Raw genomic sequence first — 21265 nt, 5'->3', positions numbered from 1 at the left:
AGTTCTACCGGGAGGTGATCGCGCCGAAGGCACTGGCGGACGGCCGGCTGCTGGTGTTCGTCGGGTGTGACGTGAACAGCGTGGTGGCCGGAGGCCGCCCGGCGGCGGAGGTGATCCGGGAGCTGGCGCCGGGGCTGCACCTGGTGAGCGCGGACGCCCCGGTGTTCACGACACCGGAGGGTGAGGTGCGGGCGGGCCGGTATGCCTTCGACGGGAACGGGCTGCCGCAGCCGGAAAGCTGGGAAGCGGGTCGGTTCACCCTGATGCCGGCCGGTGGCGGCGAACCGGTCGAGCTCGGACCGAATCTGCTGGCGGCGTTGCGGGAGCAGATCCCGGCGGTGCTCGGCGCGAGCGGCTACGAGGTCGGCGTGGACCGGATGGTGACCGCCCCGGGCGAGCTGGTGCGGTGGATGCCCAGGAAGAAATCGAGCGGGACGGCATCGAGCCAGCCCACAACCACGCCACAACCCGCCGGATCGGCGGTCCGGGACGAGGACATCTGGGTCAGCTTCGGCGAACCGAAGCGCTTCCGGGCACACCTGCAGTCCTTCGAACTGAAGGCAGGCACGAGCCCGTTCTCCGGCGAGCCGACGATGCGACTGTCCGGCGGCCACCAGCTGGATGCCGCGGGCCTGATCGGAGTCCGGGACGACGGCGTGCAGCGGTGGGTGGGGGCAACGCTCGGCTCGCGGACGCAGCCCTTGTCGAACGGCGTATTCACTGCAGTCCTCGAATACCGGCCGCTCATGGGACAGCCGGTGACGAAGCAGAGCACCTTCTATCCGTCCCACCTGACACTGCGGCAGATACGTTCGAGCGCGGCGCAGGCGTACCGGAACGCCGTACGGACAGGGGAGACCAACCTGACGGGTGGCTTCGACTCGACCGAAGCCGGCGTGGACTCGCCGCTGAACAAGTTCATCGGGACGGACATCCACGGGAACTGGCTTGCGGGCTACACGATGGCCGGTGATATCCGCTCCGTGTTCCCGCTCTACCGCGAACCGGCCGAGCCCCGAACAGCCGCGCCGAACCCGTGGATACAGACGGCCGTGGCTTCCGCCGCGACGGTTCAGCAGCCGACCCTCCTCGGCCAGCCCCTGATGGCAGAGCCTGAGGCGGCCTCGGAGGAGCCATCGGCAGCGGAGGCCGCTCTGCTGGCGCTGGCGGTACCAGCGGGCCCCAGGCCGAAGGCGGATCAGGTCCAGACATGGCTGGCAGCACTCTGGGGTGCCGGCCGACGGGGTCTGGAGACGGGCACGGTCGGCACGACGATGCTGGCCAAGCAAGCAATCGACCTGCAGGATCGGGCGGCACATGTACCGCCCGGACAGCGGGCCTCGCTGGTGGAGTCCGCCCGGACGCTGAGCGCGGTGCTGGCGGCCGAGCTGCTGGCCGAAGCGGTGGCATCCGGTGAGCCGATCGGTCTCGCCCAGGTGGACCCGGTACTCGAGGCCCTCAGAGATACGGTGTACCAACAGCTGCTGCTCGGCGATCGATTCCAACGGCGCGCGAACGAGGTGCTGCGGGCACTCGTCGTGATGCAGGGGATGGCCGACGAGTGGGTGAGCGATCAACCGTGGCCGGCGGAGTTCGGCCAGCTGCTGGCTGTGCTGCACAGCAGCGTCCTGGTGGACCGGTCGGGAGCTTCGGTGCCCCGCGGCGTGTACGACGGGCACCTCCATGTCCTGGCGACCAGCGGCGTCCAGCTGGTGCAGGCGGGCCGGCTCACCGCCGCCGAGCTGAAGACGGCGCTCAACCTGCTGACCCTGAAGACCCGCCATGAAGCCAAACAGCGGCTGTGGCTGAGCGACATCCAGTACGCGATCGGCTCGCAGTCCGCCGAGACGGACATCAAGGCTGCCAGGGACCGTCTGGAATTCCTGACTGCAGAGCACAAGCGCGCCGACGAGGGACAGGGCAAGAACCCGGCCCAGCGCCGGGCCTCCGGCAACGACGACCGCTACGTCACCTGGGTCGGTGAGATCTGGCAAAGGATGGACGACTTCGTCGCCGACCTTGGGACGCTGGGCACACGGTACCCGGCCGACGGGTCCGACATGGTCGCGCTCCACTACGGCAGCCACCTCATGACCGTCGCCAAGCAGGTCTGGCGGGCCCGGGAGTGGAACAAGCTGACCGCGTCGGAGACCACGGAGATCAACCAGATCTTCACCGAGATGAGGTACCTGGCCACCGCGGAGAACTGGAGCCAAATCACGACGTACGGACCGGACGGCCTGCAGGCCGTCCGCGCCGTCCGGGCGATCGTCGAACACCCCGAGCATGTGGAGGACGACGTTCCCGAAGGGACGTGGACCTCGCTGAAAGCGGATCTGCAGCTGGCCGAGGCGGAGGCAGCCGAGCTCGTGGAAGAGGGCGTGCGATACACACACGCCTTCTACGCGGGGGAGCTGTACAAACTGGCCGAGAAGCAGGTCACGACCCGGCTCGCCCTGAGCAACGACGGAATCGATCTCTTGAACGAGATGATCGGCAAAGCAAGGAAAGACCTGCCGGACTTCACCGAGCGTGTCGGGTACGAGGTTTTCGCTGCCTTCGTCGCCGCCTCCGAGGACGACACCGTCTGGGCCGAGGCGACGGCACTGCCCGACGGTCCCACGGAGCACAACCTCGGACTGCGCCTCGCCGCACTCGAAGGACACAAGGGCAGAGATCGGCTCGCCCTGGGTGTGACCTCGGCGCACCGGATGATGCTGTTGTTCGCCCAGGTCGAGCGGATGGGCCACCTGGCCGCGGATCCCGCCCGGTTCACCGCGGAGCTCCGCCGGAAGGCGGAACAGCTGGTTCGGAATGTGCAGGCCTATCTACTGAGTCCGGCCAACTTCCCCGTATACATGGCGAGCATCACCTCGGAGGCGCTCTCCGTGGCGCTGGCCGCGCGACTGGAAACCATCGCGACCTCCTGGGCGGAACTGGTCCGCTTCGGTCTGGCGAGCGAGCAGCAGGTCCGCGAGCGGATCGCACAGGAACGGCCGTTCGAGAAGCTGGCCAAGAACTACGCACTGCCACTGACCGGCAGCCAGCAGGCGGCGTTGTTCGATCTCCACCTACGGGTGGTACGCGGTCCACAGCGGCCGGCCGATGCGAAGAAGTGGCGCAGCGGCATCCTGACGGAGCTGGACGGGCTGGTGCGCGGTCGCAGGGAGAAGCAGGCGGTGCTCGCGCCTGCTTTCACCACGGACTCTCCGGTGCGGTACGCGGGAACGGTGTTGGACGCGTTGGTGGAGCAGGCGGCCGAGCTGGGCCTGGAGTCGGGTCGGGACATCGGGGACCGGGTGCGTGCCATCCGCAGCCTGCTGCGCAAGCAGATCGTCGACAACCGGTACGCCGTCGAGTTCCCGGTCCTGGGACTGGCGCGACCCGAGCCGGCTCGGGACACGTTGTCGGCCGAGGAAGGCATTGCCGTCCGCACCGCGCTGGACGACCTGCAATCACTCGTCCCGATGGTCGTCGGCGGCAGGTTGACGCTCGGGGACTACGAGGCCACGGCGGTACAGGTGGCGAAACTGGCGGCACGCCAGTCGGACCCGGCATTGGTGGTGCGGGCCATGATGCTGGCGATGATCGCGCCGCGCCCGGTCGACCAGACACTCACCGTCCGCTGCATCGAGGCCCTGCTGGAGCTCAGCTGGTCCCCGGCGCTCGCCGGCTCGTCGGAGGGGATGGACGTCGACCTCTTCATCGAGGAGCTGGAAGCCATGGTGCGCAACGCCCGCCTGGACCAGAACTCCCAGCGGGACGAGTGGCTGGAGGCACTCACTCTCGTAGTGAGCGACCGGCAGTGGCAACGGGACGGATACAGGCACCTGACGGCCGTACAGCTGACCGAAATCGCGGACGCGGAGCGGCGGCTCGGCGAGCCGACGGACGCGCTGGAGACGATCCGCCAGCGCACCGGGGTGGTGATCAGCGGCGGCATCAAGGCCCTGGGAGAGTGCTTCATGGGCGTCCGGCAGTTCCAGGAGCGGCTCGACCAACTGCCGACGGACGGGGAGGCGATCAACGAGCTCGACCGGTCGGTTCTCCCCGGCTACGCGCAGCTCACCGCATTGGAGGCGCGGGCCCATCAGTTGGACCTGCTGCCGATGCCGCACTCGGAGTTCGCCGATCTCCAGGACAGCCTGGCCGCGTTCGCCGTCCAGCCGCTCGCCGTGCTGGACGGGGAGGCAGCGGATCTTGCCAGGGACTACAGGGAGATGCTAAAGACAGCCGTCTCGTACCTGCTGACCTCGGCGGAGGTCGGCGGTGCGAAGCTCCTGCCGCGCTACACCGCGGTCGTCGCACTCACCGAGGAGCTGCGCCACCGTGGGGCTCTTCTGGCGGGCGACGCCGCCGAGACGGCGCGGACCTTCGACCGGTGGCTGCTCGCCTTGGAGCACGCCGGGGCGGACACGTTCCGCACTTCCCCCGAGGCGATGCGGTCGGCATTCGTGCGGTTGCTGTCGGCCACCGTGCCGGAGGGATTCGACGAGCGGGTCGGGGTGCTCGCGGCCCGTTTGGAGGCGTCCGACCCGGTACAGCGTCCGGCCCCTCTGGACGCGCGGGCCCGTGGTGAGCTGCGGGCCCGGCTGCGGGCTGCCGACACGGCGTTCCGGACGCGGACGCCGGCCGAGGACGGCGGGCAGCAGATCACGTCGGGGGTCACCGAGGCGGTGGCGCGGCTCACCTCACGCATCGCGCAGGAGCCGGTCGCGGGATCGGACGAACGGGCGCTGAGGGGCGTGCACTTCCGGTCGCAGCGGTGGCTGACCGGACCGCTGTCCTTCGACGCGGTCCTGGCGGAGCTCGAGTCGGACGGCCCGGCAGAGCTGTTGAACACGCCGTCCGGGTTGTTCGTGCCCGCCAAGGGCGCGCCAGGCTTCGCGGACGACGGGCGCGCCCAGCTCCAGGCGGCGTTCAGCATGCCCCTGATCGGCAACACGCTGGTGATCCATGTGCACACCGACGGCAACGGCCGCTTCGTCGTCGGCGACGCCCTCCTGGAAGCGGAGGCGTTCTTCCACACCGTGATCCAGCCGAATCTGGAGTCTGAGGAGCTGCAAGAGGACTCTGTGCTGGTTCTCGTCGGGTGCGAGGTAAACGCGCCGCTTCCTGGCGGCCGGTCGGCCGCTCAGGTGATCCGGGACCTCGCACCGCGCCTGCACCTGGTGAGCGCCGACAGCCCGGTGTTCACCACACCGAAGGGCGAGGTACTGGCGGGTCGGTACGCGTTCGACTCGAGTGGACTCCCCATTCCCGGCAGTTGGCAGCCCGGCAACTTCACCCTGCTTCCGGGCAAGGGCGGCAAGCCGGTGGACCTCGGGCCGGACCTGCTGCCGGCGATGCGGGCGCAGGTCCCGGCGGCACTCGGCATCCACATCGCGATCGGTGCCAACCGCCCGGGCAGGCCGCCGCGCGAGATGGTCCGCTGGATGCCGAAGAGGAGGCCCGGGAGCACCGGCCATGCGGAGGCCTCCGCTGCGGCCTCCGCTGCGACGGCCGGGACCGTCGCCGAGCCGGCCGGTGCGGTTCGCGAGGAGGACCTCTGGGTCAGCTTCGGTGATCCCGGTCGTTTCCAGGAGCACATTCTGGCGATGCGCCGGAAGACGCGGTCCGATCCGTTCACCGGGCTCCCGGTGGCCCGGCTGGTGGGCGGCCATCAACTGGACGCACATGGCACCATCAAGGTCTGGGACGGCCCGTCGGTGACCACCGTGGGCCTGGTGCCGGGCTCGAAGCTGGAGCCGTTGACGAACGGCGTGTTCTCCGCAGTGGTGCAGTACCGGCCGCTGGTGGGACAGCCGTTGACGAAGCAGAGCGGCTTCTTCCCTGTCCATCTGACGTGGACCCAGATCCGGGAGAGCGCGGCACAGGCGTACCGGAATGCGGTGAGGACGGGCGAGGCGAATCTCGCAGGCGGTTTCGCCTCGGTCCGTGCCGGGCTGGACTCCCTGCTGAACAAGTTCGTGGGCACGGACGTGTACGGCAACTGGCTGGCGGGATACGTGGTCGCGGGTCAGATCACCTCGGTCTTCCCCCTCTACCGTGATCCTTCCGTGGCCCGTAGCACACTGCCCAACCCGTGGGTGGCAGAGCCGGTGGCAGCACCCCTGGCAGCAACGGAGTTGGTGACAGCACCGGAGCCGGTGGCAGCGCCCCTGGCAGCAACGGAGCCGGTGGTCGAGGCCATTCCGGCCCAGGTGAACCAGGACCTGGCGCACCTCGCGGCGGCCGCGGTACGCACCGGCAAGGCGAAGGCGGACCAGGTCAAGGCATGGGTCACAGCCCTGTGGGGGCCCGGCCTCCGGGCGTTCGCCGCTGCCGCGATCTCCCTCGACGAGCTGACCGGACAGCTCGGCACGGCCCTGGAGCGGGTCCAGAAGCTGCCGACGGTGCAGCGCGGCCCGCTCACCGAGGCACTGCGGACCTTGGAAGCGGTGCTGATGACGCAGTCGTTGGTCAAATCCGTGGCGTCGGGAGCACCCACCGCCGTCGCCGCGGTGGACGAGGTCCTGACCAAGCTGCGGACCGCCGCGTCCGTTCCGCTCCCGCTGGACGAGGACTTCCGGGAGCACGCGGACGAGATGCTGACGGCACTCGCTGCGTTCCAGGCACTGAGCGCCGACTGGACCGGCACCGAGCCGTGGCCGGCCCGGTTCAGCCAGTGGGCAGCGGTGCTGCACAGCGGGCTGACGGTCGCGCGGCAGGAGAGTTCGGTACCGCGCGGCGTGTACGACCAGCACCTGCAGGTGCTGGCGACCAGCGGCATCGCGCTGCTGGAGGCGGGCGAACTGACCCCGTCCGGTCTCACCGCCGATCTCCGCCGGCTGGCGCTCAGGCCCCGGCACGAGACCGAGCAGCGGATGTGGCTCAGCGACCTCAGGTACGCGATCGGCTCGCGCGCGGCCGAGACCGCGGTCGAGGCGGCGAACGAGCGGATCGAATACCTCACCCAGGAGCAGAAGCGACTCGACGAGGGACAGGGGAAAAACCCCGCCCAGCGCCGTGCCTCCGGCACCGACGACCGCTACACCACGTGGGCGGCACAGGTCCGGGAGCGCGCGGACGCCTTCCACCGGGACATGGAGCAGTTGGCGAGCCGGTTCCCGGCACTGCAGGCCAAGCAGGGCGCACTACTGGTCACCAGCCACACCGTGCAGATCCGCAAGGAGCTCTGGCTCGCCCGCGAACTGGGCTACATGCCCTTCGAGAACGCCGAGTCCTTCATCCGCCGGACAACAAGCATACTTCGGCTGGTCCCCGATTCGTCCGAGCACGGACCTTTCGGTCAGTTCGTGGCCGTGGCCGCCGAGGCCATCCGCACGGTCGGCGCGCTGGTCCGCCGGAGCGGCGAACGCGATGCCACGCGCCGATGGGCGGACATCTGGCGGGAGCTGAGCGCCATCGAATGCACCATGCTGCTCGTCCGGAGCGGAAATCAGTACAACCACGCGAGCCTCGTCATCAAGATCCGGGGCCACAGCCTCAACCTCGACACGGCCATGCTTGCCCTGGAAGGGCCGATGCTGGACACCGTCCTGTCCAAGGCGGCGGCGGAACGGGAAACGATGATCAGGGAGCTGGAGGCGGACGACCCGGTCCTGCCGACCTTCCTGGCCTCGATCGACGCCCTGGAGCAGGATGTCAAGTGGGGGCTGGCCATGGAGCGGCCTACCGGACTGAACAGGACCGACCTCAACTCCCGGGCGGTGCAGCTGACCGGAGCGGCGGGCCGTAAGCGGCTTGCGACGGGTGTCACGCCGCCGTTCCAGATGATGCAGCTGCTCGGCCGCGTCCACGGCCTGCGGCATCTGGCCGAGAATCCGGCAGCCTTTTCCCGGGCCCTGAAGGCGCGGACCTGGGAGCTGGTCAAAGCCGTGCAGAACGAGCTGACCGATGGCGTCGGCCCGGAGCCGGAGGTCGCCAACGCGTCGTCCAAGTCCCCGCGTGCTGTGGTGACCGCACGGCTGGAGACGGTCGCCAACCTCTGGGCGGAGCTGGTGAGGTTCGGATTCGCGGACGAGACGGCTGTCCGTGCCGAGCTGGCAGCCGAAATGCCGTTGGAGAAGCTGGCGCAGAGCCGAGGGGCTGCCGCGCTCGGTGAGCAGGCCGCCAAGCTGCTGGACATCCACCTTCGGATCGCCGGCGCCGCACAGCAGCCGGCCGGCGCGAAGCGGTGGCGCGACAAGATCCTTGCTGAACTGGACCTGTTGGTCCGGGGCCAGAAGGGCAAGAACCCGTTGGCGCCGTACACGGTGGACTCCCCGGTGCGGTACGCAGGTATGGTGCTGGACACACTCGTCGAACGGTCCGCCACGCAACTACCTTCCCCCGGTGAAGAGTTCCATGCGACGGTGAGCAGGCTGCGCGACGCACTGCAAAAGGTGACGGTGGACGTCTCGCTGCCGATCCACTTCCCGCCGGCCGCCACCGCTCAGCCGCCGCGTCCGTCGGTGGTGCTCCCCGCCGCAGAGCGCACCGCGCTCGACGCCAGACTCGACGAGCTGGCGGCGACCGTCCCGCTGGTACTGGACGGGACGGTCAGTGCGGCGGACTTCGCCATCGCAGCCGACGAGGTCTCCGAACTGGTGGCCCGCCAGTCCGACCCAGTACTCGGCCTGCGGGCCGCGGCGCTTGCGATGCTCGGGCGGTCCGGCTTCGATTCGACCCAAGTCCGCCGGGCACTTACGGCTCTTCTGGTGCTCGGCAACCCCGGCACTCCGCCCCGCGCCGTCCCCGGCATCGACCTCGACGGGCTGCTCGACGATCTCGGCGAGCGGATCCGGCAGGCCGGGGGCGCGGCCGACTCCGACACCGAGGAGTTGCAAGCCTTCAAAAACGCACTCCTGCTCGCCCGCAGTGACCGGCAGTGGCGGCTCAGCGGATTCGACGGGATGTCGCAGGCCGGACTCATGGACCTGGTGGGAACCGCCTCCGAAGGGGTGGTGGCGGCTCTCAGCCCGATCATCTTGGATCGCCTCACGGCAGTTGCCCAGGCCGGCCTGCACGCCCTGATCCACGGCCTCCTCACCACCGACCAGCTGGTCGCCCGTCGTGAGCAGCTGCCGCTGGAAGGAAACGAGAACCCCGGGGCGGACGACATGCTGCTGGTCGGGGCGTCCGTCCTGCGGGCCCTCCACGTCCGCAACACGGAGCTGGGCCGCACCCCCATGGCCGAGGAAGAACTGGTCGACTGGCTGGACCAAATGGCCCGCCTCACCGCGATCCCGGTCACGACCGCCCCTGCGGGTGTGCCGGACGAGCACCCGTACCGGCTGGAAGTGCACCGGTGGATGGCCCGCCTGCGGCTCGTCCAGGAGGGCGGCGGTCCCCAGCTGCTGCCGCGCCTGGTGGCGCTCGACGTGCTCGCCGAGGAGCTGCGCTACCACGGCGCGCTGCAGACCGCCGACACCGCCGAGCAGACCACGCGGTTCGACCGCTGGCTGCGCGCCTTGGAGCACTCGGGACTCGAAGCCTTCCGTACCACCCCGACACTGATGCGCTCGGCATTCGTGCGGCTGTTGTCGCTCAAGGCACCCGAGGGCTTCGAGGAGCGGATCGCACTGCTCGCCGGCCGTCTGGAAGCCGACGGGGCAGCGACGGAAAGCGCCCCGCTGCACGCCCCGGCCCGGGCCGGGCTCCGCGAACGGCTGCACCAGGCCGACCTCCGGTTCCGGAAGAAAACGGCCGGCCCGGAGGTCGCACAGGAGGTACAGGCCGGCGTCACCGAGGTGCTGGAGCGCCTCGGCACACGGCGTACCGAGACCGACGCCGTGACCGGCCCCGAGCAGCGGGAAGCCGTCCGGCAGGCCGCCGTCCGCTGGGTCCGCGACGATGCGAGGGAACCGGAACTCCCGCTCTGGCCGCTTGACGTCCTCGACGAGGGGATGCTGCTGAGCGGCCCGGTGACCACCCCGTCCGGCGTCTTCGTACCGGCCCGCGGGCTGCCGGGCTTCGCGGACGACGGACGGGCCCAGATTCAGGCGGCGTACAACTTCCCGCGGGTGTCCAACACGACGGTGGTGCACGTGCACACCGACGGCGCCGGGAAGTTCGTGGTGGGCGACCGTCTGCTGGACCCGGCTGAGTTCCACCGGGAGGTGATCGAGCCCAAGAACCTTCCCGAGGGGTGGCTGCTCGTGTTCGTGGGGTGTGACGTCGACACACCCCCGGCAGGAGGGTCCTCGGCGGCTCAGGTCATCCGGGCCCTGGCCCCTGCGCTGCATCTGGTCGGCGCCGACAGCCCGGTGTTCACCACCCCGGACGGCAGAGTGCTGGCGATCCGTCACGACTACGACGCCCACGGCGCACCGGTGCCGGGCGGCCGACGGACAGGCAGTTTCACCCTCTACCCCGCGGGCGGCGGCGCCGGCACCGATCTGGGACCGGACCTGCTCGCTTCGCTCAAGGAGAAGGTCCCGGCACTCCTCGGCAGCACCAACCTCCCGATCTCTGCGGAGCGCATCGCCCCGGCACCGGGCGAGCAGGTGCGCTGGATGCCGAAGAAGAAGAACAAGTCCTCCTCCTCGGCTCAGCCCCAGCAGCCGTCCGCGGCGACAGCCTCTGCGGCCACGACGGCATCTGCTGGCTCCACGCACGTCCCGGCCGCATCGAGAGTGCGAGAGGAAGATGTCTGGGTCAGCTTCGGCGATCCCGTGATCTTCAAACGGCACATCACGTCGATGGAACTGAAAACCGCCGTCAATCCGTTCAGCGGCCGTCGCACCGCGTGGCTGGCAGGCGGCCACCAGCTCAACGCCGAGGGTTCGGCCAGGATTCTCGACGGCCAGACGGTGACATCGGTCGGCCCGGCGCCGGGCTCGGCGACCGAACCGCTGGTGAACGGTGTGTTCGGCGCAACGGTGGAGTACCAGCCGCTCATCGGCGGACTGGTGACGAAGCTGGCCACGTTCTACCCGGCACACCTGAGCTGGACCCACATACGGAGGAGTTCGGCCGCGGCGTTCAGGAATGCCGTGGTATCAGGTGAGATCGACCTGTCGAACGGATTCAGGACGGCGCCGGCAGGTGTGGACCTCCTGCTGGGCAAGTTCGTCGGCACCGACATCTTCGGCAACTGGGTCGCAGGCTTCCTCCAGGAGGGGCAGATCCGATCGGCCTTCCCGCTGTACCGGCCGCCGGCCGCACCGCGGACGGCCGGGCCGAACCCGTGGGTGCGATCCGTGCAGGCCGGGCCCGCCCCGGCAACCGCGTTCACTCCCCCACCGGCGGCAACCGAGCCGACCGGCTCCGCAGTACCTCCCCAGGCCGAAAAGGTCTCGCCCGCGCCACCCGCCGTGCAGCCGGCCACTGCCGCACCCCGACCGTCCGCCGAGGCCCTCCAGGAGCTTGCTGATGCCGCGCTTCCGCCGACGGGCAGGCCGAGCGCGGAACAGGTACAGGCCTGGATAGATGCCCTCTGGGGGGCGGGCCGGCGCGCGCTGACCGCCGCTGTGCTGACCCGCGATGCGCTGACGGCGCAGATCGACATCGCCGGGGAACGAGCGAAGCGGATTCCGACGACGCAGCGGGGCTCACTCGCCGAGTCGGTGGGCATCCTGCGCGCGGTCCTGGCCCTGGAGTCGCTGATCGAGGCCGTGCCCGCAGGTGCACCGACCCACCGGCAGGACGTGGAGACGGCACTGTCCGGGCTCTGGAAGGCAGTACAGGCACACCTGCTCCCGGGCGAGCCCTTCCAGAGGCATGCGCACGAGGTGCTGTCGGTGTTGGCTGCGGTGCAAGAGCTCCAGGACGAACGTGAGCCCGAGGAGCACCAGGGGGGCTGGTTCGGCCAGTGGATGGCACTGCTCCACAGCACCGTGCTGGTGGGCAGTCTGACCGATCAGCCTCCGCGGGGTGTCTACGACCAGCACCTCCGCACTCTTGCCACCAGCGGCATGCAACTGCTGGCTGCCGATCAGATCTCGGCCGGGGAACTCGACAAGGCCCTTGCCCTCTTGGCCTTGAGGCAGCGCCACGAGACCGAACAGCGGATGTGGCTGAGCGACATCCAATATGCGACCGGCTCCCGGAATGCCGCCACGGCAGTCGCGGCCGTCACGGGCCGGATCGCCTACCTGAAGGAGGAGCAGCGTCGACTGAACGACAGTCAGGCGACGAACCTGGCACAGCGGCGCGCCTCCGACGCCGACGACCGGTACACCACATGGGCACGTGCGATCCGCGACCGCATGGATGCGCTTCTCGACGACATCGGGAGGCTGGTCACCACCTTCCCGGCGGTCAAGGCCGCGCACACGGAGATTCTCTTCGGCAGTCAGACCATGCAAATCACCCGCTGCCTCTGGCTCGCCCGTGAACTCGGCTACCTGCCGTTGCCAAACGCCTGGGAGATGGTGGGCTGGGCCGTCAGGACATCCGACAGCGCGAGGACGTCGCCCGCGCTGGTCAAGGGATATGCCCAGGAGGGACTGGAGGCGATTCGGGCGATCAAGTCCTTCTTCGAGCATCCTGCCGATCCGCACAGGGAGGACAACGACGAGGGCGACTGGGACCAGCTCCACTGGAACCTGGAGAGTGCGGAGGTCATGTACCTGCATGCGACGGGCGGGCCGAACGCCCCCTACGCGGGCCAGGCCTCCTTCCTGCGCATGAACGCCAAGGATCTCGCCCGGCTGCGGTCGATCTCCGACCCGAGGGAGGTCAAGAAATCCTCCGAGAAGATCGACGGCATGTATCTGGCGGAGGCGCAGACGGCGAAGGAGAAGCGTCGTCTCTTCCGCGCGGCCGTCAAACAGGCCAAGGCCGACATGCACTGGTCGGCACAGGTCTCGCAACCGCTCGGGCTGACAGCAGAGCAAGTCGAGGGCCGACTCAGGGAACTGGGGGGCGAGCACGGCGCGGAGCGGGTTCTGACCGGGACGACCTCCCCGCACGGGATGATGCTGCAGTTCGCCCATGTCGCACAGCTGTCGTATCTGATGCCCGACCCCGGGAAGTTCGCCGCAGGCCTCAAGGCCGCAGCGCGGCGAGTCGCCGAGGCGGTGACGGCCACGATGCTCACGGGCACCATGCGGGACACGGTGGTCGCGAATGCCACGTCCAGCACCGCCTACGCGTCGCTGACAGCGCGGTTGGAGACGGTCGCCAACACGTGGGCGGAACTGGTGCGCTTCGGGTTCGCGGACGCGGCGGACATCGGTACGGATCTCAAGGCGAAGACAGGGCTGGAGCAACTCGCCCAGCAGTTCGGACTGCCGGAGCTGGGCGCCGACACGGTGAAGCTCCTGGACATTCACCTCCGGATCGTCAGCGCCCCGGACCAGCCGGCCGGTGCGAAGAAGTGGCGCTCCGGCCTCCTGGCGGAACTGGACCTGCTGGTCCGCGGCCGAAAGGGCGGCGATCCGATCGCCCCCTACACGCAGAACTCCCCGGTCCGGTACGCGGGGATGGTGCTGGACGCGCTCGTGGAGCGGGCAGGCAGGCATCTTCCCGCTCCCGGGAACGACTTCCAGGATGCCGTGCGCACTCTTCGTAAAGCCTTGAACAAGCTGCCTCTGGACATCGCCTACGCGCTCGAAACCCCGTCGAAGCCGCTGGGCAGGCCGGCCCTCCAAAGGCCGGTGCTGTCGATGCGCGAGGTGGAGGAACTCGCAGGCCGGCTCGACGGGCTGGCGGCCATGGTCCCGCTGGTCCTGGACGGGACGCTGGCCGCCGAGGACTACAACACCGCTTCGCTCCAGACGGTTCGTCTGGCCACCCGGCAGGCGGACCCCGTCCTCACACTCCGGGCTGCCACTATGGCCATGCTCGGCAATCACATGTTCGAGCCGGTTGTCCTCAGGCGGGTGATCGCCGCCCTGCTGGAACTCGGAGGCCCCGACGCGGACCCCGAGGTGGTCGATGCACTCGACCTGGGCACCATCACCGAAGGTCTGGCCGACATGGTCAGCAAGGCCGATGCAGCCGTCGGCCACTTCAAGTTGGCCCTCGACCGGGCGATCAAGGTGGCCGGGGTCGATCGCGCGTGGTCGAACGCCGGATACCAGTGGATGACAAGCGACGAGTTCAACGACCACCTGTCAGCCATGGAGGCGAGTGGTGACGCGAGTGTCGGACAGGCCCTCAGAACCCGGGCCACCAGCCTGAGGCACCACGGTGTCAGCTGCGTCAGTACAGGCTTTCTGACCTCGGAGCAGCTCCGGATCCGTTACGCACAACTGCCGCACTGCCCCGACGACTCCGAACTCCTCAGTCCGGCCGACCATGTGCAGATGAACGGCCACACGGAGGTCGCCGTCTGGAACGCGCGCATGGAGCAGCTCAGCAAAAGACTCATGCCCGAGCACGAATTCCTCGGTGTCCTGGACCGAGCTGCACAACACATCGTCCTGGCCACCCGTCTGACCGGGAAGATGGCGATGCCCGATGGCGCCGCAGGTTACGCCGAGGAGACTCGTCGGCTGTTCTCCCGCACCCGCTTCGTAGAAGAACGAGGTGGCATCGCGGCGCTGCCCCGGATGGCGGCTCTCAACGCGACCGAGGAGGAGCTGCGCTACCGAGGTGCCCTCCTCGCGGAGGACACCGCCGAAACGGCACGGACCTTCGACCGGTGGCTTGCGGCACTCGAGCACGCGGGACTGGACGCATTCCGCACTGCGCCACGCGTACTGCGCACGGCGTTCGTACGACTCCTGTCGGCGGAGCCACCGGCGGGCTTCGAGAAGCGGGTCGCCCGCCTGGCCGCCCGGCTCGCTGCAGCGGACACCCCGCACGGCCATGAGCAGCCGCGAGCGATGAGCGCTACGGATCGGGCGGCGCTCGGGCAGCGATTGCAGGCGGAAGACACCCGATCCCGCCCTGAGGCAGTGGCCGTGGCCGGAGGGAAGGAGATTCTGGACGGCGTCCTCGAAGTACTGTCACGGCTGGAGATGCGCCGTGCAGCGTCGGCCACGGGCGGATCGCACGTCTCGACCGCGTCGGACAACTTCCGTCACAGGGCCGAGCGGTTCCTGCAACGAACCGGCGGGGAAGGGAACTCGTCGGCCTTCACAGGTGCGTTGAAGGTGCTCGCATCACAGACCGTCGTGAAGCCGGTGGCGACACCGTCCGGTCTGTTCGTACGGGTGAAGGGCCGGGAGGGCTTCGCGGACGACGGCGAGGCGCAGCTCAAAGCGGCGTTCGGCTTCCCGAAGATCGGGAACGCCACCGTGGTCCATGTCCACACCGACGGCAACGGGCACTTCCTCGTCGGCGACCGCGCCCTGACTCCCGAGGACTTCTACAGAGAGGTCGTCGAACCGCAGAACCTGCCCGCCGGTCGACTTCTGGTCTTCGTGGGCTGCGACGTCGACACACCGGCCGTCGGCGGACACTCGGCGGCCCGGGCGATCCGAGAACTCGCCCCCGAACTGCACCTGGTCAGCGCGGACAGCCCGGTGTTCACCGCACCGGACGGGCGGGTGGTCGCAGGCGACTACGAGTTCGACGCCGAAGGCCGGCCCAAGGTCACCGGCTCGCCCACAGGCGGGTTCACCCTGATGCCCGTCGGCGGCGACCCCGTGCCCCTCGGGCCGGACCTCGTCACGGCGCTGAAGGAGAAGATCCCGGTCCTGCTCGGCAGTGACTTCCCCATCAGTTCCGCGCCCGGGGTCGCCGCACACGGGCAGTGGGTCCGGTGGATGCCCCAAAGCAGGAAGGGCGCCCTCTCCTCGCCGACCGCCACGGCAGGACGGACAAGCCGGGCGGGACGGCCGACGGCGGCGGCAGCCATCTCGGACGGCGGGAACCCCCCTCTTCAGAAATCCGGCGACATGGAACCGGGGCGCGCACGCGTCCGGCGACCGCGCCCATCGGCTTCCGCCCCGGAACCGTTCGTCCCCTCACCGCACCGGCTTGACGCACCCGCCGCCGAAGCAGCGACCGAACTGCTCGGCGAAGCAACTCGATCCGGAGACGACGCAGTGGCAGCGGAGCACGCACCCCCCGCTCCCCCTGCCCGCCACCCCACCGCACCCACGCGACCGGTGCCGTACTCGCGGTTCAAGGGGCCGTTCGGCGTACAGGTGACCGGCAGGCTCGACGCCTGGTTCGCCCACGGGTTCGCCGCCCTGCCGCCGACCGCTGCGAGTGCCGGCCAACCACCGATCCGCACCGGCCGACGCAGGCCCGTCGTGCGGAACCTGTCGGTGCAGCAGTTCGAGCGGCTGCACGACGGGGACCTCCTCGCGGGAGCCCTGCCGCCCGAAGACATACTGCTCGAAGAGCAGTGGCACCACCTGCGCCCTTCCGCCGACGTCCACAAGGTCGACCACACGCTCATCGACGAGCCGTTCATCCTCCGGGTGCGCCCGGAAGTCCGCCGGTACAGGGTGGCACTGCCCACCGCGAACGGCACGAAACGGACACTCGCCGTCACGGAGTTCACCGCAAGGATCCTGCTCCATCCGGAGCCCGGAGTAACCGGCGCCGACATCAAGCGTGTGAAAAAGGCCGCTGCCGATGCCGTCGACGAGTACCACAACCACCAGCACCGGCTGGCCGACCCCGAAGGGTCGCAGCTGCACGCCCGCGTGACCTTCACCGATCTGCTGCTCCCGGGCACCAGCATCGTCCGCCTCGGCCCCGCACATGCCCAGAACGACCCGACTGCCAGCTTCTGGTACACGGACATGGCCAGCGGTGCGTTCGCCCATGAACTCGCCCACCTGATCTTCGGGCTCCGTGACCGCTATTCCGACCCGGATGCGGATGCGCGAGTGACACCACTGTCGCCAGGAGTGCGGCTGGACGGCGGCCTGATGACGCAGAACCGGTCGGTCTGGTTCACTTCCTCGACGGCCATGAGAGACCACAACGGCAACATAGTGTCCGCGCTCAACGGTCTCCGCGACGCAGACATCGCCCACATCACCGCCCTGGCCGCGCCCGCAGCCCAGCTCCCTCCCGCGACCGGCGAGGCCGGCCCGGTATCCCTCCACCCGAAGGCGGCCGGCCCGCTTCGGCTCCAGGACGTCAAGCTACGTGGATCCCTCCAACGGCTGCTCTCCTCCGACGAGTTCCAGATACCCCCCGACCATGACGGCCTGCAATACGTACGCGAGCTCCGCATGGCGAAGGAGTACCTCGGCCGGCCGCCGGCCGACCGGGCCGAGTTCGTCCGGGTGACGACCCTGCTCGCCCGGGCCAGCGAACTCTACGAAATCGCTCCCGAAGAACTGTTCGAAGACGACCTCCTCACCATTTTCCGGAAGCTCCGCGACCATCTCGGCGCACTCCACGGATGGCACCCCGACGACATGCCGCCTGCCCACGAGGCCCGCAGCGCAGTCCGCCAACTCCTCGGGCTCGACGACAGCACATCGGTCGGAGCCTCCGAGATGGACGCAGCAGCCCGCGCCGTCGCCTACGCGCTGGCCTCCGGCGCCGACCCCTCCGCCACCACCGCCCGGCAACTCCTGGAAGCCGGCCGACACCTCCAACTCTGGCGTGAGCTCGACCGCCCCGGCCAGCCCACTCCGCCCGAACTGCGCACCATAGGCCGCCTCCACATCCTGCTCTCGAACCACCTCGGTGACCAGAACCTCCGGGCATATACCCGCGTAGACCTCCAAGGCGTCCTCACCATGCTCTTCGGCCCCCGCCAGAAGACCGGGAACGACACCAGAGTCGCCGGCCTCTACAACCTGATGACCCACTACAACGGCCTCGAACTCACAGTGCCTGCGCTGCTGACGGCGGCCGCATCCCAGGCAGCCCGCCCCACGACAACACCGGTCACCAAGGCGTAGATCTTGTCCTACGTGGTGAGCTTCGCCAGCCGCTTGGCAGGTGCCGGCGGCGGCGAGGTCGCAGAAGGCCAGGTCGAGCAGGTGGTCGCGCTCGTAGCGGCGGCCGCCGGTGGGCCAGGCCGGGTGCGCGCGATCACCCAGCGGCGGCGGCCCGAGGCGTGGCTCGACTCGATGCCTTTGCGTGCGATCCGGGGCAGGATCTGCTGCCGGCAAAGCTATTCCCGCAGGTCAAGGCTGGCATGGGCCTTGTCTCCATGGAGCTTGCGGGGCTGGCGGTGCTGTCCCTGTTCCGGGGCGTGCTTCATATGAGGGGGCCTGGACGAGCGCGGGATCAGCCCACGCTGGTCATGGGTGGGTGGTGCCAGTGGAGATGGGAAGGGGCCTGTTGAAAATTCGACTGCTGGGTCCGGTGGGGCTGAGGAGTGATGAAGCCACACCGATCGATGTGGCGGGCGCCAAGCGACGCGCTGTGCTCGCCCTCCTGGCTCTGGAGCTCAATCGGCCGGTTGCAGTGGAGCGTTTCTTCGAACTGATCTGGGGGGACGACCCGCCCGCCAGAGCCAGGGCAGCTCTCCAGGGGCACATCGCGGCACTGCGCAAGGCACTGGACGGCTCATCGTTCACGCTGCTGACCCGTCCACCTGGGTACCTGCTCGCGGGAGAGGCAGACTCGGTGGACGCCCACCGCTTCGACGCTCTCGTGGCGCGGGCCGCCGCTGCGGAACATGACACCGAGAGTGTCGCCATCCTGCAAGAGGCCCTGAACCTGTGGCACGGCGCGGCGCTGGCCGATCTTCCTGATACCGACCTCCGCGGAGTCCTGGCCTCGCGACTCACACAGCCGAGAGTTCAGGCTCTGGAAGCATGGGCGGAGCACCAACTGCGTCTCGGAAACGGCGCCTTGGCGATCCCCGCTCTGGATCGGCAAGTGCGCGGGGATTGGCTGCACGAACCCAGCGCAGCGCTACTGATCCGCTGTCTCCAACAGGACGGCCGACTCGCCAGCGCCATCAGCGTCTACCAGCAAGTCAGAACCGGGCTGGACAAGGAACTTGGCATCCTGCCCGGTCATCTGCTTCAAAAGGCATTCACCGATGCCCTGGCAGGCCAGGGCTCGGCTCCCGTGGCCGCAAGCCCTGTCAGGTCTGCCGTCAGCCAGGTCGACCCGCCGCCACGGACCGGCGTCCGGCTACTTCCTCGCCGGCCCTCCGGTTTCGTCGGCCGCACATTCGAATCCCTCTGGCTCGACGAGCACTGCATCCGAACCGGGGCGGACAGGACCGTGGCGGTTGTAGTCGGCCCGGCCGGGATCGGAAAGACCGCCACCGTGGTCCGCTGGGCACACGACGTCGCAACAAGCTTTCCCGATGGGCAGCTCTTCGTCGACCTGCAGGGCTTCGATCCTGCCAGCCCTCTCGACACGGCCGACGCGCTCGCCACTTTCCTCGTCGGCCTCGGCCTCGCCGAGGCCGACATCCCCGAGGACAAAGTGGCGCGGGCAGCCCTCTTCCGGACGGAGACCCAGCACAGGAAACTGCTCGTGATTCTCGACAACGCTCGCAGTTTCGCCGACCTGGCGGACCTGCTGCCTGCCGGACCCGGCTCAGCCACGGTGATCACAAGCCGGAACAGCCTCGAGGAAGTGGTCGTCACCGAAGGAGCGGCGCACCTGAGGATGCAAGCGCTCCCGCCGGCCGATGCCCTACGACTACTCGAGCGCATACTCACAGCAACTCGGGTGGGTGCGGAGCCGGCGGCCTCCGAGCGGCTGACGGCACTCTGCGACCACCTTCCACTCGCCCTCAGGATTGCCGCCGCGCGGCTGGCTTCTCAGCCAACGTGGACGGTCGCCAGTCTGGTAGAAGCTCTGGAGGACGAAAGGACCCGGCTGCACACCCTGGACACCCACGGCGCCGCAAGCGTCCGGTCCGCGCTGAACCTGACCGTCCGGTCCCTGCCTTCCGAGGGAGTACGGCTGCTCGCCCTCCTGACGGTGCATCCCGGTCGCGAGGTCGATGCCCACTCCGCGGCTGCTCTGCTGGGCTGCAGCGTGTCGGGCGCCATCCGGCTTCTCGGAATCCTCGCCGCATTCCACCTGCTGACCGAAAACGCGCCCCACCGTTTCGGGCGCCAGGACCTGATCCGGCTCTACGGTGCGGAGTTGCTGGCGGAGCATCCGCCCTCCGTTCGCCGGGAGGCGGTCATCGCACTGCTGGACTATGAATGTGCAGCTGCCGCAGTCGCTGCGGCCACCCTGCAGCCGCAGGCTTCCCCACCGTTCCTCTCCGAGAAGCACCGGGAGGCGCTCCCTCCCATAGACAGCGTGCGCTCGGCCCTGGGCTGGTTCCGAAACGAGGAGCCGACCATACGATCGCTGGTGTCCGCCGCGGCCGACGAAGCCGACTTCGAACGCGCCTGGCAGCTTGCCCAGCTGGCTGGGATTCTCTACGGCGGCACCGGTCCGCTCGACCGCCTGGGCTGCCTGCGCGCCGGACTTCAGGCCGCCGTAGCAAGCGGGAACCGCGTCGCCGTGTCGTCCCTGGAATCGGCCACTGCGAGAGCCCTGAGCAGGCTCGGACGCGGCGAGGAAGCACTCGCACTGGCCTCACGGGCCGTCACCCGAACCCGGCCGGAGGACGGCGGCGTACACATCGAGGCGATGACGGTCCTCGCGGTGGTCACCGCCTCCGTCGGCGACCTCTCCAAAGCCGTCGAGCTGTCGGAGACTGCACTGGGCCTCATCCGTGAGACAGGGCACCACGAGCACGCGGCACCCGTGCTGAGCAACGCCGCAGCGTTCTACGGACTCGCCGGCGACGGGACGACAGCCCTGCAGTATGCCCGCAAGGCCCGGAGACTGCTGGCCGACCACCCCGAAGCCACGGCTCACCTGATCGCCATGCTGAACGAAGCCCATGCACTCCAGCTCCTCGGACAGCTGGAAGCCTCAGAAGCCGCATGGCACGACACGCTGGACCGCTGCCGTACAGTCGGCGCGGTGCTGATCCAGGCCACCGCGGAGCAGCAATTCTCGGACTTCCTCATCGAGAACCATCGATCCGCCGAGGCAGCCGACCATCTCCGCACCGCCATCGCCCTGTACACCGCCCTGGCCGACACCAGGACGGTCGGGCAGTTGGAGGAACGGCTCAGGGCTCTGCTGACATGAGGCCCGTACACACCGGCAATCCGGGCATGTCTCCGGCACAGGTCGGAGCGCAGTCGGCGACGAATCCAGCGCCGAGATGGGCAAGCTCACCGAGGGCTGGTTCACGAGCACGAACTCGCCGACACAGTCCAGAGCGTCCCTGGCATCAGCATCGTGCTCGGCCCCGAGTTCCTCGCCGCCGCCGGCGGCGTCCTGGACAGCTTCGCCTCCCCGGATGCCCTGGCGGCCTTCTCAGGCCCCGCCTCCATGCCTCGCGACTCGGGAAAGGTCGACGGCAGCCTCCACCGGCCACCCGTCAGCCAACCACCGCTATCCGTCACCTCGAAACGCTGAAGTCCGGCCA

Annotated in this window: 3 protein-coding genes; all 3 read left to right on the top strand. The window is 69.1% G+C overall.

Features of this window, described 5'->3' with window-relative positions:
• Positions 1-14 precede the first annotated feature (14 nt).
• The 3 genes from SNE206_RS36795 (at position 15) to SNE206_RS36785 (ending at position 21255) form a co-directional block, all read left to right on the top strand.
• On the top strand, positions 15-17753 hold the full coding sequence (locus tag SNE206_RS36795; RefSeq protein ID WP_407917942.1) for an EndoU domain-containing protein: 17739 nt from the start codon (positions 15-17) through the stop codon (positions 17751-17753).
• A 385-nt stretch (positions 17754-18138) separates the two neighbouring features.
• A complete protein-coding gene (locus SNE206_RS36790) occupies positions 18139-20922 on the top strand; it encodes a BTAD domain-containing putative transcriptional regulator (protein WP_407917941.1) in 2784 nt (927 codons plus the stop codon).
• 153 nt (positions 20923-21075) lie between these two features.
• Positions 21076-21255, top strand: a complete 180-nt coding sequence (locus SNE206_RS36785) for a hypothetical protein (RefSeq protein WP_407917940.1) — start codon at positions 21076-21078, stop codon at positions 21253-21255.
• Positions 21256-21265: the final 10 nt, after the last annotated feature.

The organism is Kitasatospora sp. NE20-6, from assembly GCF_045862635.1.
The sequence above is the reverse complement of the archived record's forward strand: the minus strand, read 5'-3'. Positions and strand labels throughout refer to the sequence as shown.